We start from the raw sequence: 19,770 nt of genomic DNA, 5'->3' as shown, positions 1-19,770 counted from the left end.
ATCAGCGCGTCAGGATGGGCGCGGGCCGGTAGCGCCCGTACAGATGGGCCGGCGCGGCGGCAGCCAGCCGCTCCAGCCGGTCCCGCACCCGCGCGCATCCCTGCGCGGCCAGGATCTCGAACGGGCCGCGCGGGAAGTTCAGGCCCAGTTTCAGAGCCGTGTCGATGCCCTCCTGCGTCGTGCCGCCCTCGGCCAGAAGCCAGCCGGCCTCGTTGACCAGCGTCGCCTCGATGCGCCGGACGATGGCCGCGGCATCCTCGGGGGCGGGGCCGGGCTTTTCCGGGTAAACGAAGCCCCGGCCGGTCTTGCGCCCCAGAGCGCCCGAGGCGACCTGCCGCCGCGCCGCCTCGAAGACGTGATAGCGCGGGTGGCCATCCATCGCCGCGGCAAGGCTTTCGGTCGCGGCCAGGTTGATGTCGGCGCCCACCAGGTCGATCAAGCCGAAGGGGCCCAGCCGATAGCCCGCCGCCAGCATCGCCGCGTCGATCTCGGCCGCGCTGCGGCCCTCCTCCAGCAGCGCCAGCGCCTCGCCGTAAAAGGGCCGGGCGCAGCGGTTGACGATGAAACCGGGCCGGTCGGGGCACGGGATCACGGTCTTGCCGGCGGTCTCGGTCAGACGCCGGGCGCGGTCCAGCGCCGCCGCACCGGTGCCGGGATGGGCCACCAGCTCGACCAGCTTCATCACCGGTGCCGGGTTGAAGAAATGCAGGCCCAGCAGGCGCTGGGGCTGCGAAAGCCCCTCGGCCATGGCGGCGACCGACAGCGACGAGGTATTGCTGGCCAGCACCGCATCGGGCGCCAGCACCGATTCCAGTGCCGCGAACAGGGCGCGCTTGACCTCCATGCGCTCGACCACCGCCTCGATGGCCAGATCGGCGGCGCCCATGGCCTCGGGGCCCTCGACGACGGTGATGCGGGCCAGGGTCGCGTCCAGATCGGCTTGCGCCAGCTTGCCGGCCTGGACCCGAGGCGCAAGGCCGGCGCGCAGCCGCTCCAGCGCCGTTTTCCGCGCGTCCGCCGCGGCATCGGTCGCCAGCACGGCAAAGCCGGCGGCGGCATAGGTCTGGGCGATGCCGAGGCCCATCGTGCCCAGGCCGATGACGGCAATGGTGGTCATGTCGGAAACTCCGCGCTGCATCCCATGGACATCATGCCATCGGCAAGAATCATTTCAAGCTTGAAATTTTAAACTTGAAACGAATCCGATTCGCTGGCAGCTTTTCCCCAACAGGCCGAAAAGGCGCAGGGAGGTGAGCGATGAAGATCTTGTGTATGGGCGGTGGCCCGGCTGGACTGTACTTCGCCATTTCGATGAAGCTGCGCGATCCCTCGCACCAGATCACCGTGCTGGAACGCAACAAGGCCAACGACACCTTCGGCTGGGGCGTGGTGCTGTCGGACGACGCGCTGGGGCGGATGCAGCAGAACGACCCCGCCAGCACCGAGGCGATCCGCAGCCATTTCGCCTATTGGGACGATATTGCCGTGGTGCATGACGGGGTGCGCACCGTCTCGGGCGGGCATGGCTTCGCCGGCATCGGCCGCAAGCAGATGCTGGTCCTGCTGCAAGCCCGCGCGCGCGAGCTGGGGATCGACCTGCGCTTCGAGACCGAGTTCCGCTCGGCCGAGGAATACCGCCGGGACTACGACCTGGTGGTGGGCTGCGACGGCATCAACAGCCTGGTGCGCAGCGAATATGCCCAGGTGTTCCAGCCCGATATCGACACCCGCCGCTGCAAGTTCGTCTGGCTGGGCACGCATCAGAAATTCGATGACGCCTTCACCTTCATCTTCGAGCGGACCGAGCATGGCTGGGTCTGGGCGCATGTCTACCAGTTCGACGGCGACACCGCGACCTTCATCGTCGAGACCCTGCCCGAGACCTGGGAGAAGCTGGGCTTTGCCGACATGTCCAAGGAGGAATCGGTCGAGACCTGCCGCAGGATCTTCGAGCGCCATCTGGGCGGCCACGCGCTGATGTCCAATGCCGCGCATCTGCGCGGCTCGGCGGTCTGGATCCAGTTCCCGCGGGTCATCTGCGAGCGTTGGTATCACGAGAATGTCGTGCTGATGGGCGATGCGGCGGCGACCGGGCATTTCTCGATCGGCTCGGGTTCGCGGCTGGCCTTCGACAGCGCCATCGCGCTGGCCGAATACCTGCATTCCGAACCGACCATGCAGCGCGCCTTCGAACGCTATCAGGAAGAACGCCGCGTCGAGGTGCTGCGCCTGCAATCGGCCGCCCGCAACAGCCTGGAATGGTTCGAGCAGGTCGAGCGTTACCTGGACATGGAGCCGCTGCAATTCGCCTATTCGCTGCTGACCCGTTCGCAGCGCATCAGCCACGAAAACCTGCGCCTGCGCGACCCTGAATGGCTGGGGCAGGCCGAGGACTGGTTTCAGGGACGCGCCGGCGGGCGCAAGGGCCGGCGGCCGATGTTCGCGCCCTTCCGGCTGCGCGACATGGCGCTGGAAAACCGCGTCGTCGTCTCGCCCATGGCACAATACAAGGCCGTGGACGGCTGCCCGACCGACTGGCATTTCGTCCATTACGCCGAGCGCGCCAAGGGCGGCGCCGGGCTGGTCTATACCGAGATGACCTGCGTCTCGGCCGAGGGGCGGATCAGCCCCGGCTGTCCCGGCCTCTACGCGCCCGAACACGAGGCTGCCTGGAAGCGGATCGTCGATTTCATCCATGCCGAGACACGGGCCAAGATCTGCATGCAGATCGGCCATTCCGGCCGCAAGGGCTCGACCCAGCTGGGCTGGCAGGATGCCGACCGGCCGCTGGCCCAGGGCAACTGGCCGCTGATCTCGGCCAGCGCGATCCCGTGGCAGGACGGCAATGCGGTGCCGAAGGCCATGGACCGCGCCGACATGGACATGGTGCGCGACCAGTTCGTCGCCGCGACCCAGATGGCGGCGCGGGCGGGCTTCGACATGGTCGAGCTGCATGCGGCGCATGGCTATCTGATCTCCAGCTTCATCTCGCCGCTGTCGAACCGGCGCGAGGACGACTATGGCGGCAGCCTGGAAAACCGCATGCGCTATCCGCTGGAGGTGTTTCGGGCGATGCGCGCCGTCTGGCCGGAGCAAAAGCCGATGTCGGTGCGCATCTCGGCCAATGACTGGGTGGGCGACGAGGGCGTGACGCCCGAGGAGGCGGTCGAGATCGCCCGGATGTTCGCCGATGCCGGCGCCGACATCATCGACGTCTCGGCCGGGCAGACCAGCACCGGGGCGCGGCCCATCTATGGCCGGATGTTCCAGACCCCGTTCAGCGACCGCATCCGCAACGAGGCCGGGCTCGCGACCATGGCGGTGGGCAATATCACCGAGGCCGACCAGGTGAACGGCATCCTGCTGGCCGGCCGGGCCGATCTGGTCTGCCTGGCGCGGCCGCATCTGGCCGATCCCTATTGGACCTTGCACGCCGCCGTCGAGGCCGGGGACGAGGCCGCGGCCTGGCCCTTGCCCTATCAGGCCGGCCGCGACCAGGCGCTGCGGCTGCGCAGCCGCGCGCAGGAGGCGATCCGGGCATGACGGCGATGGCGGGCAAACGGGTGCTGATCACCGGGGGGGGCACGGGCACCGGCGCCGATCTGGCGCGCGCCTTTGCCGGGGCCGGGGCCGAGGTGGTGATCTGCGGCCGCCGCAAGGCACCGCTGGAGGCCGTGGCCGAACGGACCGGCGCCCGCGCCCTGACCGCCGACGTGACCGACGAGGCCAGCGTCAGGGCGCTGTTCGCCGAGGCCGGTCCCTGCGACATCGTCATCGCCAATGCCGGGGCGGCGGACAGCGCGCCGCTCAGCCGCACCACGCTGGAGCAGTGGAACGCCATGCTGGCGGTGAACCTGACCGGCACCTTCCTGACCTTCCGCGAGGGGCTGGCGCAATTGCCCGGCTGGGGCCGGCTGATCGCCGTGGCCTCGACCGCCGGCCTTCGCGGCTATGCCTATGTCGCGCCCTATGCGGCGGCCAAGCATGGCGTCGTGGGTCTGGTGCGCAGCCTGGCGCTGGAGGTGGCGCGGCGGCCGGTGACGGTCAACGCGCTGTGTCCCGGCTTTCTGGATACCGAGATGACGGCGCGTTCCATCGCCACCATCATGGACAAGACCGGCAAGAGCCGGGATCAGGCGCTGGCCGCGCTGACCGCGACCAATCCGCAGGGCCGGCTGATCCAGCCCGCCGAGGTCAGCGCCGCGGCGCTGTGGCTGTGCGGGCCGGGCTCCGAGGGGGTCAACGGCCAGGCCATCGGTATTTCGGGGGGCGAGGCATGAACGATCCGCTGTCCAAGCGCCGGCTGAAGCTGTGGATCCGCCTGCTGGGCGTCACCCGCGCGGCCGAGGGGCAGCTGCGCGAGTTCCTGCGGGTCAGGCACGACACGACGCTGCCGCGTTTCGACGTGATGGCCGCGCTCTATCGCCGGCGCGAGGGCGTCACCATGAGCGAGCTCAGCCGCATGTTGCTGGTCTCGAACGGCAATGCGACGGCGGTGGTGGACCGGCTGGAACGGGACGGGCTGGCGCGGCGCGAGCCCTCGGAAACCGATCGGCGCACCGTCTTCGTCAGCCTGACGCCCGAGGGGCTGGCGGCCTTCGAGGGTTTCGCCGCCGATCACGAGGCCGAGGTGAACCGCATCTTCGCCGGCCTGACCGAGGAGGACATCGAGTTGCTGACCGAGATCCTGAAACGCATGGGGGGCGCGAAATGACCGAGCTGGCCGGGCTGAAGCCGCAACATTTCATCTGGGAGGTGCGGGACCGCATCGCCACCATCCGCCTGAACCGCCCCGAGCGCAAGAACCCGCTGACCTTCGACAGCTATGCCGAGCTGCGCGACACCTTCCGCGCGCTGGTTTATGCCCGCGACGTGGATGTCGTGGTTCTGGCCTCGAACGGCGGCAATTTCTGCTCGGGCGGGGATGTGCATGACATCATCGGCCCGCTGGTCGGCATGGACATGAAGGGGCTTCTGGCCTTTACCCGCATGACCGGCGATCTGGTCAAGGCGATGATCGGCTGCGGCAAGCCGGTGATCGCGGCGGTGGACGGGATCTGCGTCGGCGCCGGCGCGATCCTGGCCATGGCCTCGGACCTGCGGCTGGCGACGGCGCAGGCGAAATGTGCCTTCCTGTTCACCCGCGTCGGGCTGGCCGGCTGCGATATGGGCGCCTGCGCCATGCTGCCGCGCATCATCGGCCAGGGGCGGGCGGCCGAACTGCTTTACACCGGCCGGGTGATGGGCGCAGAGGAGGGCCATGCCTGGGGTTTCTGGAACGCGCTGCATGACGCGGACGCGCTGGAGGCCGAGGCGCAGGCGCTGGCGCGGCGGCTGGCCGCGGGGCCGGTCTTTGCCCATGGCATCACCAAGACCCAGCTGAACCAGGAATGGAACATGGGGCTGGAACAGGCCATCGAGGCCGAGGCGCAGGCGCAGGCGATCTGCATGCAGACCCGTGATTTCGAGCGCGCCTATCGGGCCTTCGTCGCCAGGGAAAAGCCGGTGTTCGAGGGCGACTGAAGCCGGGGGCTGTCTGCCCCGTTGTCCATTGGTCCTCGGACCAATGGCGGGCTCAATGGACAACCTCCGAGGATATTTGGACAAGGAAGATGGACAAGAGCTTTCTGGACTGGCCGTTTTTCGAGACCCGCCACCGCGAACTTTCGGCGGCGCTTGAGGATTGGTGCGCCGCGCATCTGCCGGTGGATCACGGCGATGTCGATGCCGCCTGCAAGGTGCTGGTCGCGGCGCTTGGGGCGGCGGGCTTCTTGCGTCATAGCGGCGCGGGCGCGGGCGAGGCGCTGGACGTGCGCAGCCTGTGCCTGATCCGCGAGACGCTGGCGCGGCACGATCCGCTGGCCGATTTCGCCTTTGCCATGCAGGGGCTGGGCATGGGGGCGGTGACGCTGTTCGGCACTCCCGGCCAGCGGGAATGGCTGGAGCAAACGCGCGCGGGCCGGGCGATCTCGGGTTTCGCGCTGACCGAGCCCGGCGCCGGTTCGGACGTGGCCAGCACCGCGACGCTGGCCGAGCGTGCCCCGGGCGGCTGGCGGCTGACGGGCGAAAAGACCTATATCTCGAACGGCGGCATCGCCGATCTCTATGTCGTCTTCGCCCGCACCGGCGAGGCACCGGGCGCGCGGGGCTTGTCGGCCTTCCTGATGCCGGCCGACAGCGCCGGGCTGACGATCGCCGAACGGATCGAGGTCATCGCCCCGCATCCCCTGGCCCGGCTGAAGCTGGACGGGGTGGTGCTGCCGGATGCGGCGCTGATCGGCCGGCCGGGCGAGGGGTTCAAGATCGCCATGTCGGTGCTGGACGTGTTCCGCCCCACGGTCGGGGCGGCGGCGCTTGGCATGGCGCGCCGCGCGCTGGACGAGGCCCTGGCGCGGGCGCGGCGGCCGCGGGCCGGCGGCGGCACGCTGGCCGATCACCAGATCGTGCAGGGCCATCTGGCCGACATGGCGCTGAAGGTGGATGCGGCGGCGCTGCTGGTCTATCGCGCCGCCTGGACCAAGGACATGGGCGCGCCGCGCGTCACCCGCGAGGCGGCGATGGCCAAGCTCTATGCCACCGAGGCCGCGCAGGAGGTGATCGACGCCGCGCTGCAACTGCATGGCGGCGACGGCGTGCGCCACGGCAGCGCGGTCGAGGCGCTTTACCGCGACATCCGCGCCCTGCGCATCTACGAGGGCGCCAGCGACGTGCAGCGCGTGGTCATCGCCCGGAGCGTTCTGGCATGATCTACCGGCGCCGCATCCAGGTCGAGTTCAACCATTGCGACCCGGCGGGGATCGTCTTCTATCCCCGTTACTTCGAGATGCTGAACTCGGTGATCGAGAATTTCTTTGCCGAGGTGCTGGCCTATCCTTTCACCCGCATCCATGTCGAGGAGGATTGCGCGGTTCCGACCGTGCAGATCGAGGCCGGGTTTCGCGCGCCCTCGCGTCTGGGCGAGGTGCTGGATTTCGCGCTGGAGGTGCAGCATGTCGGCGGCTCCAGCGCGCGGCTGGTGCAGCGGGCCAGCGCCGGCGGGCAGTTGAAGCTGCAATGCGTCTCGACCCTGGTCTGGGTCACGCCGCAGGGGCGCGCCGCGCCCTGGCCCGAGGCGATCCGCCGCAAGATGATCGCGTTCATGGAGGCAAGCGATGGTGCATGAGGTTCTGCATCCGAGGAACTGGAAGGCGACGCCGGGCTATTCCAACGGCATCGCCGCCACCGGGCGGATGGTGTTCACCGGCGGCATGATCGGCTGGAACGACCAGCAGGAATTCGAGACCGACGATTTCGCCGGGCAGGTGCGCCAGGCGCTGCAATCCATCGTCGCCGTGCTGGCCGAAGCCGGCGCGCGGCCCGAACATCTGGTTCGCCTGACCTGGTATGTCACCGACAAGCGCGAATATCTGGGCGCGCTCAAGGACATCGGGCAAGCCTACAAGGAGATCATCGGCCGGCATTATCCGGCCATGGCGCTGGTGCAGGTCGTGGCCCTGGTCGAGGACCGCGCCAAGGTCGAGATCGAGGCAACCGCCGTGATCCCCGCCTGACGGGGGCGCGGCACAAGCGGGCCAAGGCACGACAAGATGCCGGCCCGCCCAACAGGGAGATTGAAGATGACGGGCAATCCGCCGCTTGGACCCTCGGCGCATGTCGATAGCTTCTCGCGCGACAACCTGCCGCCGGCCGAGCTTTGGCCGCGGCTGAAGCTGGAGGGCTTCGCCTATCCCGAATACCTGAACGCCGCGGTCGAGCTGACCGACTGCATGGTCGAGAAGGGTTTCGGCGACCATATCGCGCTGATCGGCAACGGCCGCATCCGCAGCTACAAGGAACTGACCGACTGGACCAACCGCATCGCCCATGCGCTGGTCGAGACTTACGGCCTGCGGCCGGGCAACCGGGTGCTGATCCGCTCGGCCAACAACCCGGCCATGGTGGCCTGCTGGCTGGCCGCGACCAAGGCCGGGGCGGTGGTGGTCAACACCATGCCGATGCTGCGCGCGGGCGAACTGGCCAAGATCATCGACAAGGCGCAGGTCAGCCACGCGCTTTGCGACACAAGGCTGATGGACGAGCTGGCGCTGGCCGCCAAGGGCAGCCGGCACCTGAAGACCGTGATCGGCTTCGACGGCACGGCGAACCACGATGCCGAGCTGGACCGCGCCGCCCTGTCGCAGCCGGTGCGGTTTCAGGCGGTGCGCACGGGGCGCGACGACGTGGCGCTTCTGGGCTTCACCTCGGGCACCACGGGCGAGCCCAAGGCGACCATGCATTTCCACCGCGACATCCTGATCATCGCCGACGGCTATGCCCGCGAGGTGCTGGAGGTGCGGCCCGAGGATGTCTTCGTCGGCTCGCCGCCTTTGGCCTTTACCTTCGGGCTGGGCGGGCTGGCGGTGTTTCCGCTGCGCTTCGGCGCCTCGGCGGCGCTGCTGGAGAACGCCTCGCCGCCGAACATGGTCGAGATCATCCAGAAATACCGCGCCACCATCTGCTTCACCGCGCCGACCGCCTATCGGGTGATGATGCGGGCGATGGACGAGGGCGCCGACCTGTCCAGCCTGCGCGCCGCCGTCTCGGCCGGCGAGACGCTGCCCGGCCCGGTCTACGAGGAATGGATGGCCAAGACCGGCAAGCCGATGCTGGACGGCATCGGCTCGACCGAGATGCTGCACATCTTCCTGACCAACCGTTTCGGTGACAGCCGCCCGGCCTGCACCGGCCGCCCGGTCGCGGGCTACGAGGCGCGGATCATCGGCCCGGACGGGCGCGAATTGCCGCCGGGCGAGACCGGGCGGCTGGCAGTGCGCGGCCCGGTCGGCTGCCGCTATCTGGCCGACCCCGAGAAGCAGCGCGCCTATGTGCAGGACGGCTGGAACCTGACCGGCGACAGTTTCTGGCGCGACGAGCAGGGCTATTTCCACTTTGCCGCCCGCACCGACGGTATCATCGTCTCGGCCGGCTACAACATCGCCGGCCCCGAGGTCGAGGCGGCGCTGCTGGCCCATCCCGACGTGCTGGAATGCGCCGTGGTCGGCGCCCCGGACGAGGCGCGCGGCCAGATCGTCGAGGCGCATGTCGTGCTGCGCCCCGGTGCCGCGGCCGGCGAGGCCTTGGCCAAATGCTTGCAGGATCATGTCAAATCCGTCATCGCGCCCTTCAAATACCCGCGCCGCGTGGTCTTTGCCGAGGCGCTGCCCAAGACCGAAAGCGGCAAGATCCAGCGATTCCGTCTGCTGGAAGGGCGGGCGTGACCCTTGGGGTTGCGGACTGATGCGCGAAAGCCGTTGCAGCCCGCGACCGCATCATAAAAACATGCGACGACCAATCATCGCGCATTATTCAGGGAGTTCGACATGAAACTGAAAAGACTGCTGATCTGCGGCTCTGCCGCCCTGGCCCTGGCCGGGGCCGCCCAGGCCGAACCCGTCAAGGTGGGCATGATCACCACGCTGTCGGGCGGCGGGGCCGGGCTGGGCGTCGACACGCGCGATGGCTTCCTGCTGGCGCTGAAGAACGCCGGCGATGCCGGCAAGCAGGTCGAGCTGGTGATCGAGGACGACCAGCAGAAACCCGATGTCGCGGTGCAGATCGCCGACAAGATGATCCAGTCCGAACAGGTGGACGTGCTGACCGGCATCGTCTGGTCGAACCTCGCCATGGCGGTGGTGCCGGCGGCGGTGGCGCAGGACAAGTTCTATCTGTCCACCAATGCCGCGCCCTCGCAGCTGGCCGGGGCGGGCTGCAATCCGAAATACTTCTCGGTCTCCTACCAGAACGACAACCTGCACGAGGCGGCGGGCGCCCATGCCACGGATGCCGGCATCGGCAAGGTCTTCATCATGGCGCCGAACTATCCCGCCGGGCAGGATTCGCTGGCGGGCTTCAAGCGTTACTACAAGGGCGAGGTGGTCAGCGAGATCTATACCCAGGTCGGCCAGACCGATTACGCCGGCGAAATCGCCCAGATCCGCGCCAGCGACGCGGATGCGGTGTTCTTCTTCCTGCCCGGCGGCATGGGCATCGCCTTCATGAAGCAATATGCCGAATCCGGCGTCGGCAAGCCGGTGATCGGCCCGGCCTTCAGCTTCAGCCAGGACATCCTGCCCGCGGTGGGCGATGCCGCGCTGGGGGTCAGGAACACCGCGCAATGGTCCAAGGATCTGGACAATGAGGCCAACAAGGCTTTCGTCGAGACCTTCCAGGCCGAATACGGCCGGCTGCCCTCGCTTTACGCGGCGCAGGCCTATGACACGGCCAACCTGCTGCTCTCGGCCGTCGCCAAGGCGGATGTGGGCGATGCCGATGCCTTCCGCGCCGCGCTGGCCGAAGCGGATTTCCCCAGCGTGCGCGGCAAGTTCCGCTTTGGCCCGAACCAGCACCCGATCCAGGACTATTACGTGCGCGAGGTGGTCAGGGAAGGCGAGGTGCTGACCAACAAGATCATCGGCCCGGCCATGGCCGACCATGGCGACGCCTATGCCGAGCAGTGCAAGATGTAAGCCCTGCCGGGCCGGGTCGACAAAGCCCGGCCCCCTGGCAAATCGGGAGAGAAAGCGGTGATGCTTCTGGCCGAGCAGGCGCTGAACGGCCTGCAATACGGGATGATGCTGTTTCTGATGGCGGCCGGGCTGACGCTGGTCTTCGGCGTCATGGGGCTGATCAACCTTGCGCATGGCTCGCTCTACATGACCGGGGCCTTCGCCTGCGCGGCGGTGGCGGCGGCCACCGGCTCGTTCTGGCTGGGGCTGGTCGCCAGCCTGGCGGCCGCCGCCGCCGCGGGTGCGCTGGTCGAGATCGCGGTGATCCGCCGGCTTTACGCCCGCGACCACCTGGACCAGGTGCTGGCGACCTTCGCGCTGATCCTGGTGTTCTCCGAGGGCACGCGCTGGCTCTTCGGTTCCTTCCCGCTTTACCTCAAGCTGCCCGGCTCGCTTTCCGGCGCGGTGGTGCTGCCGGGCGGACTGCATTATCCGCTGTTCCGGCTGGTGATCATCGGCTTCGGCGCGGCAGTGGCCCTGGGCCTGTGGTGGCTGATCACCCGCACCCGGCTGGGCATCCGCATCCGCGCCGGCGAGGCGGATCGCGAGATGATCGGCGCGCTGGGGGTGGACATCGCCCGGCTCTACACCATCGTCTTTGCGCTTGGCGCGGCGCTGGCGGGACTGGCGGGCGCGCTGGTCGGCACCATCCAGTCGGTGCAGGTCGGCATGGGCGAGCCGGTGCTGATCCTGGCCTTCGTCGTGGTGGTGATCGGCGGCATCGGCTCGATCAAGGGCGCCTTCATCGGCGCGCTGCTGGTCGGCATGACCGACACGCTGGGCAAGGCGCTGCTGCCGGGGCTGCTGTCGCGGGTGCTGGACGCGTCCAGCGCCAATACCGTGGGCGCCTCGCTGGCCTCGGTGCTGATCTATGTGCTGATGGCCGTGGTGCTGATCCTGCGGCCGCAGGGGCTTTTCGGGGCGAGGGCCTGAGCGATGCGAGAGACATTGAACCGCGACACCGCGATCAACCTGGCGATCCTGGCCCTGCTGGTCGCCACCGCCGTCGCCGCGCATCTGCTGGGCGAGGGCTTTGCCGTCACGCTGGCGACCAAGGCGGCGATCTTTGGCCTGGCGGGGGTGGGGCTGAACCTGGCGCTTGGCTATGGCGGGCTGATCTCGTTCGGCCATGCCGCCTTCTTCGGCATCGGCGGCTATGTGACCGCGATCCTGGCCAGCCATGCCGCGGCGGGCACGCCGGTCGCCACGCTGCCCTTCACCGTCATGGGCAGCAACGAGATGCTGGGCATCTGGCCCATGGCGATGCTGGCGGCGGGGCTGGCGGCGCTGGCCATCGGGGCGCTGTCCTTGCGCACCTCGGGCGTCTATTTCATCATGGTGACGCTGGCCTTCGCGCAGATGCTTTACTATTTCGCCATCAGTTGGCCGCGCTACGGCGGCGAGGACGGGCTGAGCTTCTATGTCCGCAACAGCTTTCCCGGCCTGAACACCTTTGCCCCGATCCAGTATTTCGCCATCTGCGCCACATTGCTGGCCGTGGCGCTGGCCTTTACCGCGGTCGTTACCCAGTCGCGCTTTGGCCTGGCCTTGCAGGCGGCGCGGCAGAACAGCCAGCGCACCGTCGCCGTCGGCATCCGCCCCTATGCGATCCGGCTGACGGCTTTCGTGCTGTCGGGGATGATCGTCGGGCTGGCGGGGTCGCTTTACGCCGATCTGAACCGTTTCGTCAGCCCGGCCATGCTGTCCTGGCACATGTCGGGCGAGATCATGGTCTTCGTCATCCTGGGCGGTGTGGGGCGGCTTTGCGGCCCGGTCGCGGGTGCGGCGATCTTCATCCTGCTGGAGCATGTGCTGGGCGGCATCAGCGATTACTGGCAGGCGCTGCTGGGCCTTCTGCTGCTGGGGATCGTGCTGTTCGCGCCGGGCGGGCTGATCGGCATCGTCACGAAAAGGGGCCGCCATGCCTGAACCCAAGCTGAACGAACCCATCCTGGAGATCCGGGGCCTGCGCAAGGCCTTCGGCGCCTTGCTGGCGACCGACGATGTCAGCCTGGATCTGCGCCCGGGCGAGATCCACGCCCTGATCGGCCCGAACGGCGCCGGCAAGTCCACGCTGATCAAGCAGATCGTCGGCGAGATCCGACCCGACGCCGGCAGCATCCGCTTCGAGGGGCAGGTGATCGACGGGCTGGGCGCCGCGGCGCGGGCGCGGCTGGGGCTGGCGCGCAGCTTCCAGGTGTCCTCGGTGATCCCGGATTTCACCGTGCTGCAAAACGTCATGCTGGCGGTGGCCGGGGCCAGCGGCACGGTGTTCCGCTTTCACCTGCCGGCGCTGGCCGACCGCAAGCTGACCGAACCCGCCCTGTTCCATATCGAGCAGGCGGGCCTGGCCGGGCGGCACCTGGTCCCGGCCGCGAGGCTTTCGCATGGCGAGCGCCGCAAGCTCGAGATTGCCATGGCGCTGGCCCTGCGCCCGCGCGCCTTCCTGCTGGACGAGCCGATGGCCGGCATGGGGCTGGAGGGCGGGCGACAGCTGACCGCGATCCTGTCGGAGCTGCGCAACGAGGCGCCGATCCTGCTGGTCGAACATGACATGGATGCGGTCTTTGCGCTGGCCGACCGCATCTCGGTGCTGGTCTATGGCCGCGTCATCGCCACCGGCAGCGTGGCCGAGATCCGCGCCAATCCCGAGGTGCGGCGCTCCTATCTGGGAGAGGATGCATGACCCGGCTTTTGGAACTGCGCGACGTGACCGCATCCTATGGCCCGGTGCAGGCGCTGTTTGGCATCACGCTGGACCTGGATCAGGGCGAGGTGGTGGCGCTGATGGGCCGCAACGGCATGGGAAAGACCACGACGATCCGCTGCATCAGCCGCCTGATGCCGCATTCCGGCGGCAGCCTGCGCCTTGCCGGCCGCGATGTCGCCGGGCTTTCCGCGCCCAAGGTGGCGCGGCTGGGCGTCGGGCTGGTTCCCGAGGGCCGGCGCTGCTTCGCGCCGCTGACCGTGGCCGAGAACCTGACCGTCGCCGCCCGTCCCGGCCCCTGGGACATGGCCCGGGTCTGCGCGCTGTTTCCCCGCCTGCAGGAACGCATGGGCCAGGTCGCGCGCACCCTGTCGGGGGGCGAGCAGCAGATGCTGGCCATCGGCCGGGCGCTGATGACCAATCCGCGCCTGCTGGTGCTGGACGAGGCGACCGAGGGTCTGGCCCCGGTCGTGCGGCAGGAGATCTGGGCCGGCGTGCGGCGGCTGAAATCCGAGGGGTTGTCGATCCTGCTGGTGGACAAGTCGCTCAGCGAGATCGCCTCGGTCGCCGACCGCGCCGTGATCGTGGAACGCGGCGCGACGGTCTGGCAGGGCGGCATCGCCGACCTGACCGCCGACCTGACCGACCGCTATCTGGGGGTATGAATGGCGGTGGCGATTTACCGGGGGATGACCCGGCAGGAACTGGGCGTGGCCTATAGCAACACTGGCAGGCTTGCGGATTTTCCGGGGCTGATGCGGGATTTCCGCGCCCGCAGCGACCGGTTCTACGCCGCGCATGACTGCCGGCGGGATCTGCGTTACGGCCCCCGCGCGCGCCAGACCTATGACTGGTTTTCCTGCGGCCGGCCGGATGCGCCGGTCTTCGTCTTCATCCACGGCGGCTATTGGCAAAGCTGCGTCAAGGAGGATTTCGCCTTCTGCGCCCAGGGCCCCATGGCGCGCGGCCATGACGTGATCCTGGCCGAACACACCTTGGCGCCCGAGGCGTCGATGACGCAGATCGTGGCCGAGATCGGGCAGCTTCTGGACCATCTGGCGGCACAAGGGGTCGGGCCGCTTTGCCTGGCCGGGCATTCCGCGGGCGGGCACCTGGCGGCCATGCATCGGGGCCATCCCGCCGTCGGCTCGGTCCTGGCGATCAGCGGGCTGTTCGACCTGGAGCCGATCGGCCTGGGCCAGCTGAACGACAAGCTGCGACTGACCGCGGCCGAGATCGCCGCCTGCAGCCCGCAGCGCAATATCGGCGCCGGCGCGCCCATGCTGATCGCTGTCGGCGCCGAGGAACTGCCGGAACTGATCCGCCAATCCGACGATTATGCCGGGGCCTGCCGGCTGGCGGGCGAGCGGGCGGCGCTGCTGCACGTTCCGGGCTGCGACCATTTCCAGGTGCTGGACGATCTGGCGGACCCGGCCGGGATGCAATTGTCGGCCCTGGCGGCGCCGGACATGCGGCCCTGATCCGGGCGTGTGGCGCGGGGTTCAGCGATTGCTGTCGATCCAGCGCGACAGCAACTGGCGGTCGCGGAAGCATTCGTCGGGCACGGCGCGGCGCTTGAGCCGGGCGATGCGCTCGGCAAAGGCGACCTGTTTCGATGTCGGCAGTCCCGTGGCCGGCCGCATCCGCGCCTGCGCCTCGATCCAGGCGCTGAGCGTGCGGCGGTCCTGCTGCACATCCCAGGGCAGCAGCGTCTGGTTCCTCAGCGCCAGCGAGCGGGCATAGGCGATCTGGCGCGGCGTGGCCGGCAGGGCAAAGGTGGTGGCATCCATGGCGGATCTCCCTTGCGGATCATGGCCCCAATCTAGAACATATCGGGAACAAAATCAATCCGGGGGGAGCGATGCCGCCGCGGCTAGAGGGTCAGGCGGCGGGTCACGATCTTTTCGATCTCCAGGATGGCCATGGTCACGACGCCGGCCAGCACGATCACCAGCCCGTCGACAAAGGCCAGGGGCGCGCTGTCGAACAGGGCGTGCATGAAGGGCGCATAGGTGAACAGAAGCTGCGCCGCGACCACCACGGCAATCGCCCCCAGCACCGCGGGCGTGCCCATGGCGCCGATCAGGCTGAAGGATGTGCGATGCAGGTAGCGCACGTTGAACAGGTAGAAGATCTCCATCACTACCAGCATGTTGACCACCATGGTGCGGGCACCCTCGATCCCGTAGCCGCGATGCTGGGCATAGGCGAAGATGCCGAACACCCCCAGCATGAACAGCACCGAGACGAAGCCGATGCGCCAGACCAGGAAGCGCGACAGGATCGGCGCGTCGCGCGGGCGCGGCGGGCGGTTCATCACGTCGGGCTCGGGCGGCTCGAAGGCCAGCACGAGGCCCAGGGTGACGGTCAGGATCATGTTGATCCACAGGATCTGCACCGGCGTCATCGGCAGGGTCACGCCCAGGATGATGGCCAGGATCACGCAAAGCACCTCGCCGCCATTGCTGGGCAGCGTCCAGCCGATCACCTTGCGGATATTGTCGTAGACGGTGCGGCCCTCATGCACGGCGGCGACGATCGAGGCGAAGTTGTCGTCCAAAAGCACCATCTGCGCCGCCTCCTTGGCGGCTTCGGTGCCCTTGCGGCCCATGGCGACGCCGACATCGGCCTGCTTGACGGCGGGCGCGTCGTTCACCCCGTCGCCGGTCATGGCGACGATATGGCCGTTCGCCTGCAAGGCATTGACGATGCGCAGCTTGTGCTCGGGCGTGGCGCGGGCAAAGACACTGACCTCCTCGACCACCTGGCGCAGCCTTTCGTCGGGCATGCCGTCCAGCGCGGTGCCCTCCAGCACCTTCGGGTCGTCGGCGATGGCCAGCTGGCGGGCGATGGCCGCCGCCGTGCCCTTGTGGTCGCCGGTGATCATCTTGATCGCGATCCCGGCCGAGCGGCATTCGGCCACCGCGGCGATGGCCTCGTCGCGCGGCGGGTCGATGAAGCCGGCCAGGCCCAGGAAGGTCAGCCCGCCCTCGACCATGGCGAAATCCAGCCGCTCTACCTCGGGGCCGGCGGCAAGGCTGGCAAAGCCCAGCACCCGCTCGCCGCCCTCGGCACAGGCGTCGATGCATTCCTGCCAATAGCCGGGATCGAGCGGCAGGGTGGTGCCGCCCGCCGCCTGCGCCGCGCACATGGCCAGCACCCGTTCCGGCGCGCCCTTGACGAAGATGCGCCGCCCGCCCTGCGGGGTTTCGTGCAGCGTCGCCATGAAACGGTGCTGCGCGTCGAAGGGGATCTCGTCCAGCCGGTTCCAGGCGGCGCGTTCGGTTTCCGGGTGCAGGCCGGCCTTGGCGGCGGTGGCGACCAGCGCGCCTTCCATCGGGTCGCCCAGCACGGCCCAAAGCCCGTCGCGTTCGACCAGCAGGGCGTCGTTGCACAGAAGCCCGGCGCGGATCAGCGCGTCGCGCTCGGGGTCGGGCAGGGGCTCGGCGCCGTCGGGGCCGGAAAACCGCCCCTCGGGGGCATAGCCGGTGCCGGATACCGCGGTCAGGCTGGCGGCAGTCACCAGATGGCGCACGGTCATTTCGTTGCGGGTCAGCGTGCCGGTCTTGTCCGAGCAGATCACCGAGGTCGCGCCCAGCGTCTCGACCGCGGGCAGGCGGCGCACCACGGCATTGCGCGCGGCCATGCGGCGCACGCCGATGGCGAGCGTGATGGTGATCACGGCGGGCAGCCCCTCGGGGACCACGCCGACCGCCAGCGCCACCACCACCATCAGCGCATCCAGCGGGGCATAGCCCCGGAACAGCGTGGCAAAGGCGAACAGCAGCGCCGCGGTGGCGATGGCGAACCAGGTAAAGCGGGTGCCGAAGGCGTTGATCTGGCGCAGAAGCGGCGTGGTCAGGGTCTGCACCGCGCCGATCATGCCGGAAATGCGGCCGATCTCGGTTCGCGGGCCGGTCGCCACGGCCACGCCGATGCCCTGGCCGGTGGTAATCAGCGTGCCGGAATGCAGGATCGGCGCGCGGTCGCCAAGCGCGGCATCGGGCGTCACCGGCGTTTCGGTCTTTTCCGCCGGCACCGATTCGCCGGTCAGGAGCGCCTCGTCGGCGCTGAGCCCGCGGGCGCGCAGCAGGCGCAGGTCGGCGGGCACCTTGTCGCCGGCCTCGACCACCACGATGTCGCCGGGCACGATCTCGCGGGTGTCGAGGGTGTGCCGCTCGCCCTCGCGCAGCACCACGGCATGGGGGGCGATCATGTCGCGGATGGCGTCCAGCGCGCGTTCGGCCTTGCCCTCCTGGACAAAGCCGACGACGGCGTTGACCAGCACCACGACGACGATCACCGCGCCGTCGATGACATGCCCCAACGCGATGGCCGCGACCGCCGCCGAAAGCAGGAAATAGATCAGCGCATTGTTGAACTGCGCGAGGAAGCGCAATGCCGGATGGGTGCGGGCGGCGGGCGGCAGCTCGTTCGGCCCGAAACGCTCCAGCCGCCGCGCGGCCTCGTCATGGGCCAGCCCGTCCAGGCTGGTCGCCAGCGCGGTGCAGACCTCCTCGCCGCTCTGGGCGTGCCATGCGGACCCGTCCGGCACGATCTCGGCTGGCTTCATGGCGCTCTCCTTCGGCAGTCACCTGTCCCGGACCTGTTTGGCGGCATTCGTCCCTGCGTGCAATGCGCGGGGCCGGGCCCTAGCGTTGCAGCACATAGCTGCCGGGCGCATCGGCCAGCGGTGCATAGCCGGCCCTGCGGGCGCCCAGGGCCGGCGGCGGGACGTGCTTGGCCGAGGAATGCGCGGCCAGCCATCCGGTCCAGGCCTCCCACCAGGAACCCGGCCGCGCCTCGGCGGTCTCGGCCCAACTGTCGGGGCTGGGGCAGCGTCCGCCGGCCTCGCGCAGCGCGATGCGATAGCGCCGGCGCGGCCGGCCCGGCTCGCTGACGATGCCGGCATTGTGGCCGCCGCTGGTCAGCACGAAGGTCAGCTCGGTATTGCTGAGGTAATGGATCTTGAAGACCGAGCGCCAGGGCGCGACATGGTCGCGCTCGGTGCCGACGACGAAGATCGGCACGCGGATGTTCTGGATCGCAGCGGGCCGGCCCTCGACCATGAAGCGTCCGGCGGCCAGTTCGTTGTCCAGGTAGAGCCGCTTGAGGTATTCGGCATGCATCCGGTAGGGCATGCGCGTCGAATCGGCGTTCCAGGCCATCAGGTCGATCATCGGCTTGCGCTCGCCCATCAGGTAGTCATGCACCATGCGCGACCAGATCAGGTCGTTCGAGCGCAGCAGCTGGAAGGCCCCGGCCATCTGGTCGGCGGACAAATAGCCCCGGTTCCACATTATGCTTTCCAGAAGGTTGACCTGGCTGTGGTCGATGAACAGCGCCAGCTCTCCCGGCTCGCTGAAATCGGTCTGCGCCGCCAGCAGGGTCAGGCTGGCCAGCCGGTCGTCGTCGCCATGCGCCATATCGGCGGCGGCGATCGACAGCAGCGTGCCGCCCAGGCAATAGCCGACGGCATGGACCTTGCGCTGCGGCAGGATGGCGCCGACCGCATCCAGCGCCGCCATCACCCCCAGCCGGCGATAGTCGTCCAGTGACAGGTCTCGATCCTCGGCCGTGGGATTGCGCCAGGAGATGCAGAAGACCGTATGCCCCTGCGCCACCAGGTGCCGGATCAGGGAGTTCTGCGGCGACAGGTCCAGGATATAGTATTTCATGATCCAGGCCGGCACGATCAGGACCGGCTCGGCCAGCACCGTTTCGGTCGTGGGGGCGTATTGGATCAGCTCGATCAGGTGGTTGCGATAGATCACCTTGCCGGGTGTCACCGCCACGTCCTTGCCGACCACGAAAGCCTCGGTCCCGACCGGGGGCTGGCCGGTGGCCTGGCGGATCACGTCCTCGGTCCAGTTGCGCATGCCGGCGACCAGGTTCATGCCGCCGGTCTTCATGGTGCGGGCGATCACCTCGGGATTGGTGAAGGGCAGGTTCGAGGGCGAGAACACGTCCAGCATCTGCCGCGCGGCGAAGGAGACGATCTCCTCGTGATGCGGGTTCACGCCGGGCACCTCATGCGTGGCATTGTGCCACCATTGCTGTTGCAGCAGGAAGGCCTGCGCCCAGATGCTGAAGGGCGGCTTCTTCCAGCCCTCGGCGGCAAAGCGATAATCGCCGGGCAGCGGGTCGATGCAGGCCGGCGTCTCGCGGTCCACGCCAAGCGCGGCCAGGTGGCACAACAGCCGCGCGGCCTTGCGGTTGGCCTTGTCGACCAGTTCCATCCGCTTGCCCGGCGCGGCGGCCAGGTGCATGGTCCAGTCCTGCAGGGCCAGCGTCAGCGCCGCCGGCGACAGCCCGCCGGTGAACTGCGCCGCCATTGCCTCGCGCATGCGGTCGAAGGTGCGGAAGGCTTCGCGCCCCAGCGTCTCGGGGCAGGGCACGGGCGGCAGGTCGGCGGATGCGGATGCGGCAGCGGGCTTCGGTGCGCTGGTCGGGGTCTTCATGGGCATCTCCTTGGCGGACGCGGGGGCGGGCACGCAGGGACCGGATGACGATGGGGCG

Annotated in this window: 18 protein-coding genes; 14 read left to right on the top strand and 4 right to left on the bottom strand. The window is 68.9% G+C overall.

The annotated features are described in order from the left end of the window. Window position 1: 1 nt before the first annotated feature. Entirely contained in the window at window positions 2-1,117 is a 1,116-nt protein-coding gene (locus ESD82_RS10195) for a 3-hydroxyacyl-CoA dehydrogenase (protein WP_147429210.1), read from the bottom strand. A gap of 140 nt (window positions 1,118-1,257) precedes the next feature. On the opposite strand from ESD82_RS10195, the gene ESD82_RS10190 reads away from it, so the two are divergent. From ESD82_RS10190 to ESD82_RS10125, 14 genes are all read left to right on the top strand, one after another. Next, the gene (locus ESD82_RS10190; protein WP_147429211.1) at window positions 1,258-3,543 is read left to right on the top strand and encodes a bifunctional salicylyl-CoA 5-hydroxylase/oxidoreductase; all 2,286 of its coding nucleotides are present in this window, start codon (window positions 1,258-1,260) and stop codon (window positions 3,541-3,543) included. After that, the gene (locus ESD82_RS10185) at window positions 3,540-4,280 is read left to right on the top strand and encodes an SDR family NAD(P)-dependent oxidoreductase (protein ID WP_024843849.1); all 741 of its coding nucleotides are present in this window, start codon (window positions 3,540-3,542) and stop codon (window positions 4,278-4,280) included. Before ESD82_RS10190 ends, ESD82_RS10185 begins: the two co-directional genes overlap by 4 nt. Continuing rightward, the gene (locus ESD82_RS10180) at window positions 4,277-4,714 is read left to right on the top strand and encodes a MarR family winged helix-turn-helix transcriptional regulator (protein WP_147429212.1); all 438 of its coding nucleotides are present in this window, start codon (window positions 4,277-4,279) and stop codon (window positions 4,712-4,714) included. Before ESD82_RS10185 ends, ESD82_RS10180 begins: the two co-directional genes overlap by 4 nt. Beyond that, window positions 4,711-5,523 (top strand): enoyl-CoA hydratase family protein, encoded by an 813-nt coding sequence (locus ESD82_RS10175; RefSeq protein ID WP_024843847.1) that lies wholly within the window; start codon window positions 4,711-4,713, stop codon window positions 5,521-5,523. Before ESD82_RS10180 ends, ESD82_RS10175 begins: the two co-directional genes overlap by 4 nt. Window positions 5,524-5,612: 89 nt before the next feature. Continuing rightward, complete coding sequence (locus ESD82_RS10170) at window positions 5,613-6,746, top strand: acyl-CoA dehydrogenase family protein (protein WP_147429213.1); 1,134 nt, start codon at window positions 5,613-5,615, stop codon at window positions 6,744-6,746. Then, window positions 6,743-7,162, top strand: coding sequence for an acyl-CoA thioesterase (locus ESD82_RS10165; protein ID WP_024843845.1), 420 nt, complete (start codon window positions 6,743-6,745; stop codon window positions 7,160-7,162). Before ESD82_RS10170 ends, ESD82_RS10165 begins: the two co-directional genes overlap by 4 nt. Beyond that, on the top strand, window positions 7,155-7,550 hold the full coding sequence (locus ESD82_RS10160) for a RidA family protein (protein WP_024843844.1): 396 nt from the start codon (window positions 7,155-7,157) through the stop codon (window positions 7,548-7,550). The genes ESD82_RS10165 and ESD82_RS10160 overlap by 8 nt, the downstream gene beginning before the upstream one ends. Before the next feature lie 66 nt (window positions 7,551-7,616). Next, window positions 7,617-9,257 (top strand): AMP-binding protein, encoded by a 1,641-nt coding sequence (locus ESD82_RS10155; protein ID WP_114669243.1) that lies wholly within the window; start codon window positions 7,617-7,619, stop codon window positions 9,255-9,257. A gap of 102 nt (window positions 9,258-9,359) precedes the next feature. Next, window positions 9,360-10,505 carry an ABC transporter substrate-binding protein gene (locus ESD82_RS10150; RefSeq protein ID WP_028710263.1) on the top strand — a complete coding sequence of 382 codons (1,146 nt, stop codon included), beginning with the start codon at window positions 9,360-9,362 and terminating at the stop codon, window positions 10,503-10,505. Window positions 10,506-10,565: 60 nt separating this feature from the next. Beyond that, on the top strand, window positions 10,566-11,477 hold the full coding sequence (locus tag ESD82_RS10145; protein WP_114669241.1) for a branched-chain amino acid ABC transporter permease: 912 nt from the start codon (window positions 10,566-10,568) through the stop codon (window positions 11,475-11,477). Between the two features lie 3 nt (window positions 11,478-11,480). Beyond that, window positions 11,481-12,473 carry a branched-chain amino acid ABC transporter permease gene (locus ESD82_RS10140; RefSeq protein WP_081750502.1) on the top strand — a complete coding sequence of 331 codons (993 nt, stop codon included), beginning with the start codon at window positions 11,481-11,483 and terminating at the stop codon, window positions 12,471-12,473. After that, window positions 12,466-13,230: an ABC transporter ATP-binding protein gene (locus ESD82_RS10135; RefSeq protein ID WP_036747293.1), complete on the top strand. Its 765-nt coding sequence runs from the start codon at window positions 12,466-12,468 to the stop codon at window positions 13,228-13,230. The genes ESD82_RS10140 and ESD82_RS10135 overlap by 8 nt, the downstream gene beginning before the upstream one ends. Beyond that, a complete protein-coding gene (locus ESD82_RS10130; RefSeq protein ID WP_024843838.1) occupies window positions 13,227-13,916 on the top strand; it encodes an ABC transporter ATP-binding protein in 690 nt (229 codons plus the stop codon). Before ESD82_RS10135 ends, ESD82_RS10130 begins: the two co-directional genes overlap by 4 nt. Continuing rightward, window positions 13,917-14,732, top strand: coding sequence for an alpha/beta hydrolase (locus ESD82_RS10125; protein WP_147429214.1), 816 nt, complete (start codon window positions 13,917-13,919; stop codon window positions 14,730-14,732). 21 nt (window positions 14,733-14,753) lie between these two features. Here ESD82_RS10125 and ESD82_RS10120 read toward each other — a convergent pair whose 3' ends face one another. The 3 genes from ESD82_RS10120 to ESD82_RS10110 form a co-directional block, all read right to left on the bottom strand. After that, the gene (locus ESD82_RS10120; RefSeq protein ID WP_024843836.1) at window positions 14,754-15,041 is read right to left on the bottom strand and encodes a hypothetical protein; all 288 of its coding nucleotides are present in this window, start codon (window positions 15,039-15,041) and stop codon (window positions 14,754-14,756) included. 83 nt (window positions 15,042-15,124) lie between these two features. Beyond that, on the bottom strand, window positions 15,125-17,824 hold the full coding sequence (locus ESD82_RS10115; RefSeq protein ID WP_147429215.1) for a cation-transporting P-type ATPase: 2,700 nt from the start codon (window positions 17,822-17,824) through the stop codon (window positions 15,125-15,127). A 79-nt stretch (window positions 17,825-17,903) separates the two neighbouring features. Then, window positions 17,904-19,712, bottom strand: coding sequence for a PHA/PHB synthase family protein (locus ESD82_RS10110; RefSeq protein ID WP_024843834.1), 1,809 nt, complete (start codon window positions 19,710-19,712; stop codon window positions 17,904-17,906). Window positions 19,713-19,770: the final 58 nt, after the last annotated feature.

The sequence above is a fragment of the Paracoccus pantotrophus genome (assembly GCF_008824185.1).
Lineage (GTDB): Bacteria > Pseudomonadota > Alphaproteobacteria > Rhodobacterales > Rhodobacteraceae > Paracoccus > Paracoccus pantotrophus.
This window is presented reverse-complemented; position numbering and strand designations above follow the sequence as displayed.

Excerpts from the sequence above, each read along its gene's own strand:
- ESD82_RS10195 (WP_147429210.1), bottom strand. The coding sequence starts at position 1,117 with ATGACCACCATTGCCGTCATCGGCCTGGGCACGATGGGCCTCGGCATC.
- ESD82_RS10190 (WP_147429211.1), top strand. The coding sequence starts at position 1,258 with ATGAAGATCTTGTGTATGGGCGGTGGCCCGGCTGGACTGTACTTCGCC.
- ESD82_RS10185 (WP_024843849.1), top strand. The coding sequence starts at position 3,540 with ATGACGGCGATGGCGGGCAAACGGGTGCTGATCACCGGGGGGGGCACG.
- ESD82_RS10180 (WP_147429212.1), top strand. The coding sequence starts at position 4,277 with ATGAACGATCCGCTGTCCAAGCGCCGGCTGAAGCTGTGGATCCGCCTG.
- ESD82_RS10175 (WP_024843847.1), top strand. The coding sequence starts at position 4,711 with ATGACCGAGCTGGCCGGGCTGAAGCCGCAACATTTCATCTGGGAGGTG.
- ESD82_RS10170 (WP_147429213.1), top strand. The coding sequence starts at position 5,613 with ATGGACAAGAGCTTTCTGGACTGGCCGTTTTTCGAGACCCGCCACCGC.
- ESD82_RS10165 (WP_024843845.1), top strand. The coding sequence starts at position 6,743 with ATGATCTACCGGCGCCGCATCCAGGTCGAGTTCAACCATTGCGACCCG.
- ESD82_RS10155 (WP_114669243.1), top strand. The coding sequence starts at position 7,617 with ATGACGGGCAATCCGCCGCTTGGACCCTCGGCGCATGTCGATAGCTTC.
- ESD82_RS10150 (WP_028710263.1), top strand. The coding sequence starts at position 9,360 with ATGAAACTGAAAAGACTGCTGATCTGCGGCTCTGCCGCCCTGGCCCTG.
- ESD82_RS10145 (WP_114669241.1), top strand. The coding sequence starts at position 10,566 with ATGCTTCTGGCCGAGCAGGCGCTGAACGGCCTGCAATACGGGATGATG.
- ESD82_RS10140 (WP_081750502.1), top strand. The coding sequence starts at position 11,481 with ATGCGAGAGACATTGAACCGCGACACCGCGATCAACCTGGCGATCCTG.
- ESD82_RS10135 (WP_036747293.1), top strand. The coding sequence starts at position 12,466 with ATGCCTGAACCCAAGCTGAACGAACCCATCCTGGAGATCCGGGGCCTG.
- ESD82_RS10130 (WP_024843838.1), top strand. The coding sequence starts at position 13,227 with ATGACCCGGCTTTTGGAACTGCGCGACGTGACCGCATCCTATGGCCCG.
- ESD82_RS10125 (WP_147429214.1), top strand. The coding sequence starts at position 13,917 with ATGGCGGTGGCGATTTACCGGGGGATGACCCGGCAGGAACTGGGCGTG.
- ESD82_RS10120 (WP_024843836.1), bottom strand. The coding sequence starts at position 15,041 with ATGGATGCCACCACCTTTGCCCTGCCGGCCACGCCGCGCCAGATCGCC.
- ESD82_RS10115 (WP_147429215.1), bottom strand. The coding sequence starts at position 17,824 with ATGAAGCCAGCCGAGATCGTGCCGGACGGGTCCGCATGGCACGCCCAG.
- ESD82_RS10110 (WP_024843834.1), bottom strand. The coding sequence starts at position 19,712 with ATGAAGACCCCGACCAGCGCACCGAAGCCCGCTGCCGCATCCGCATCC.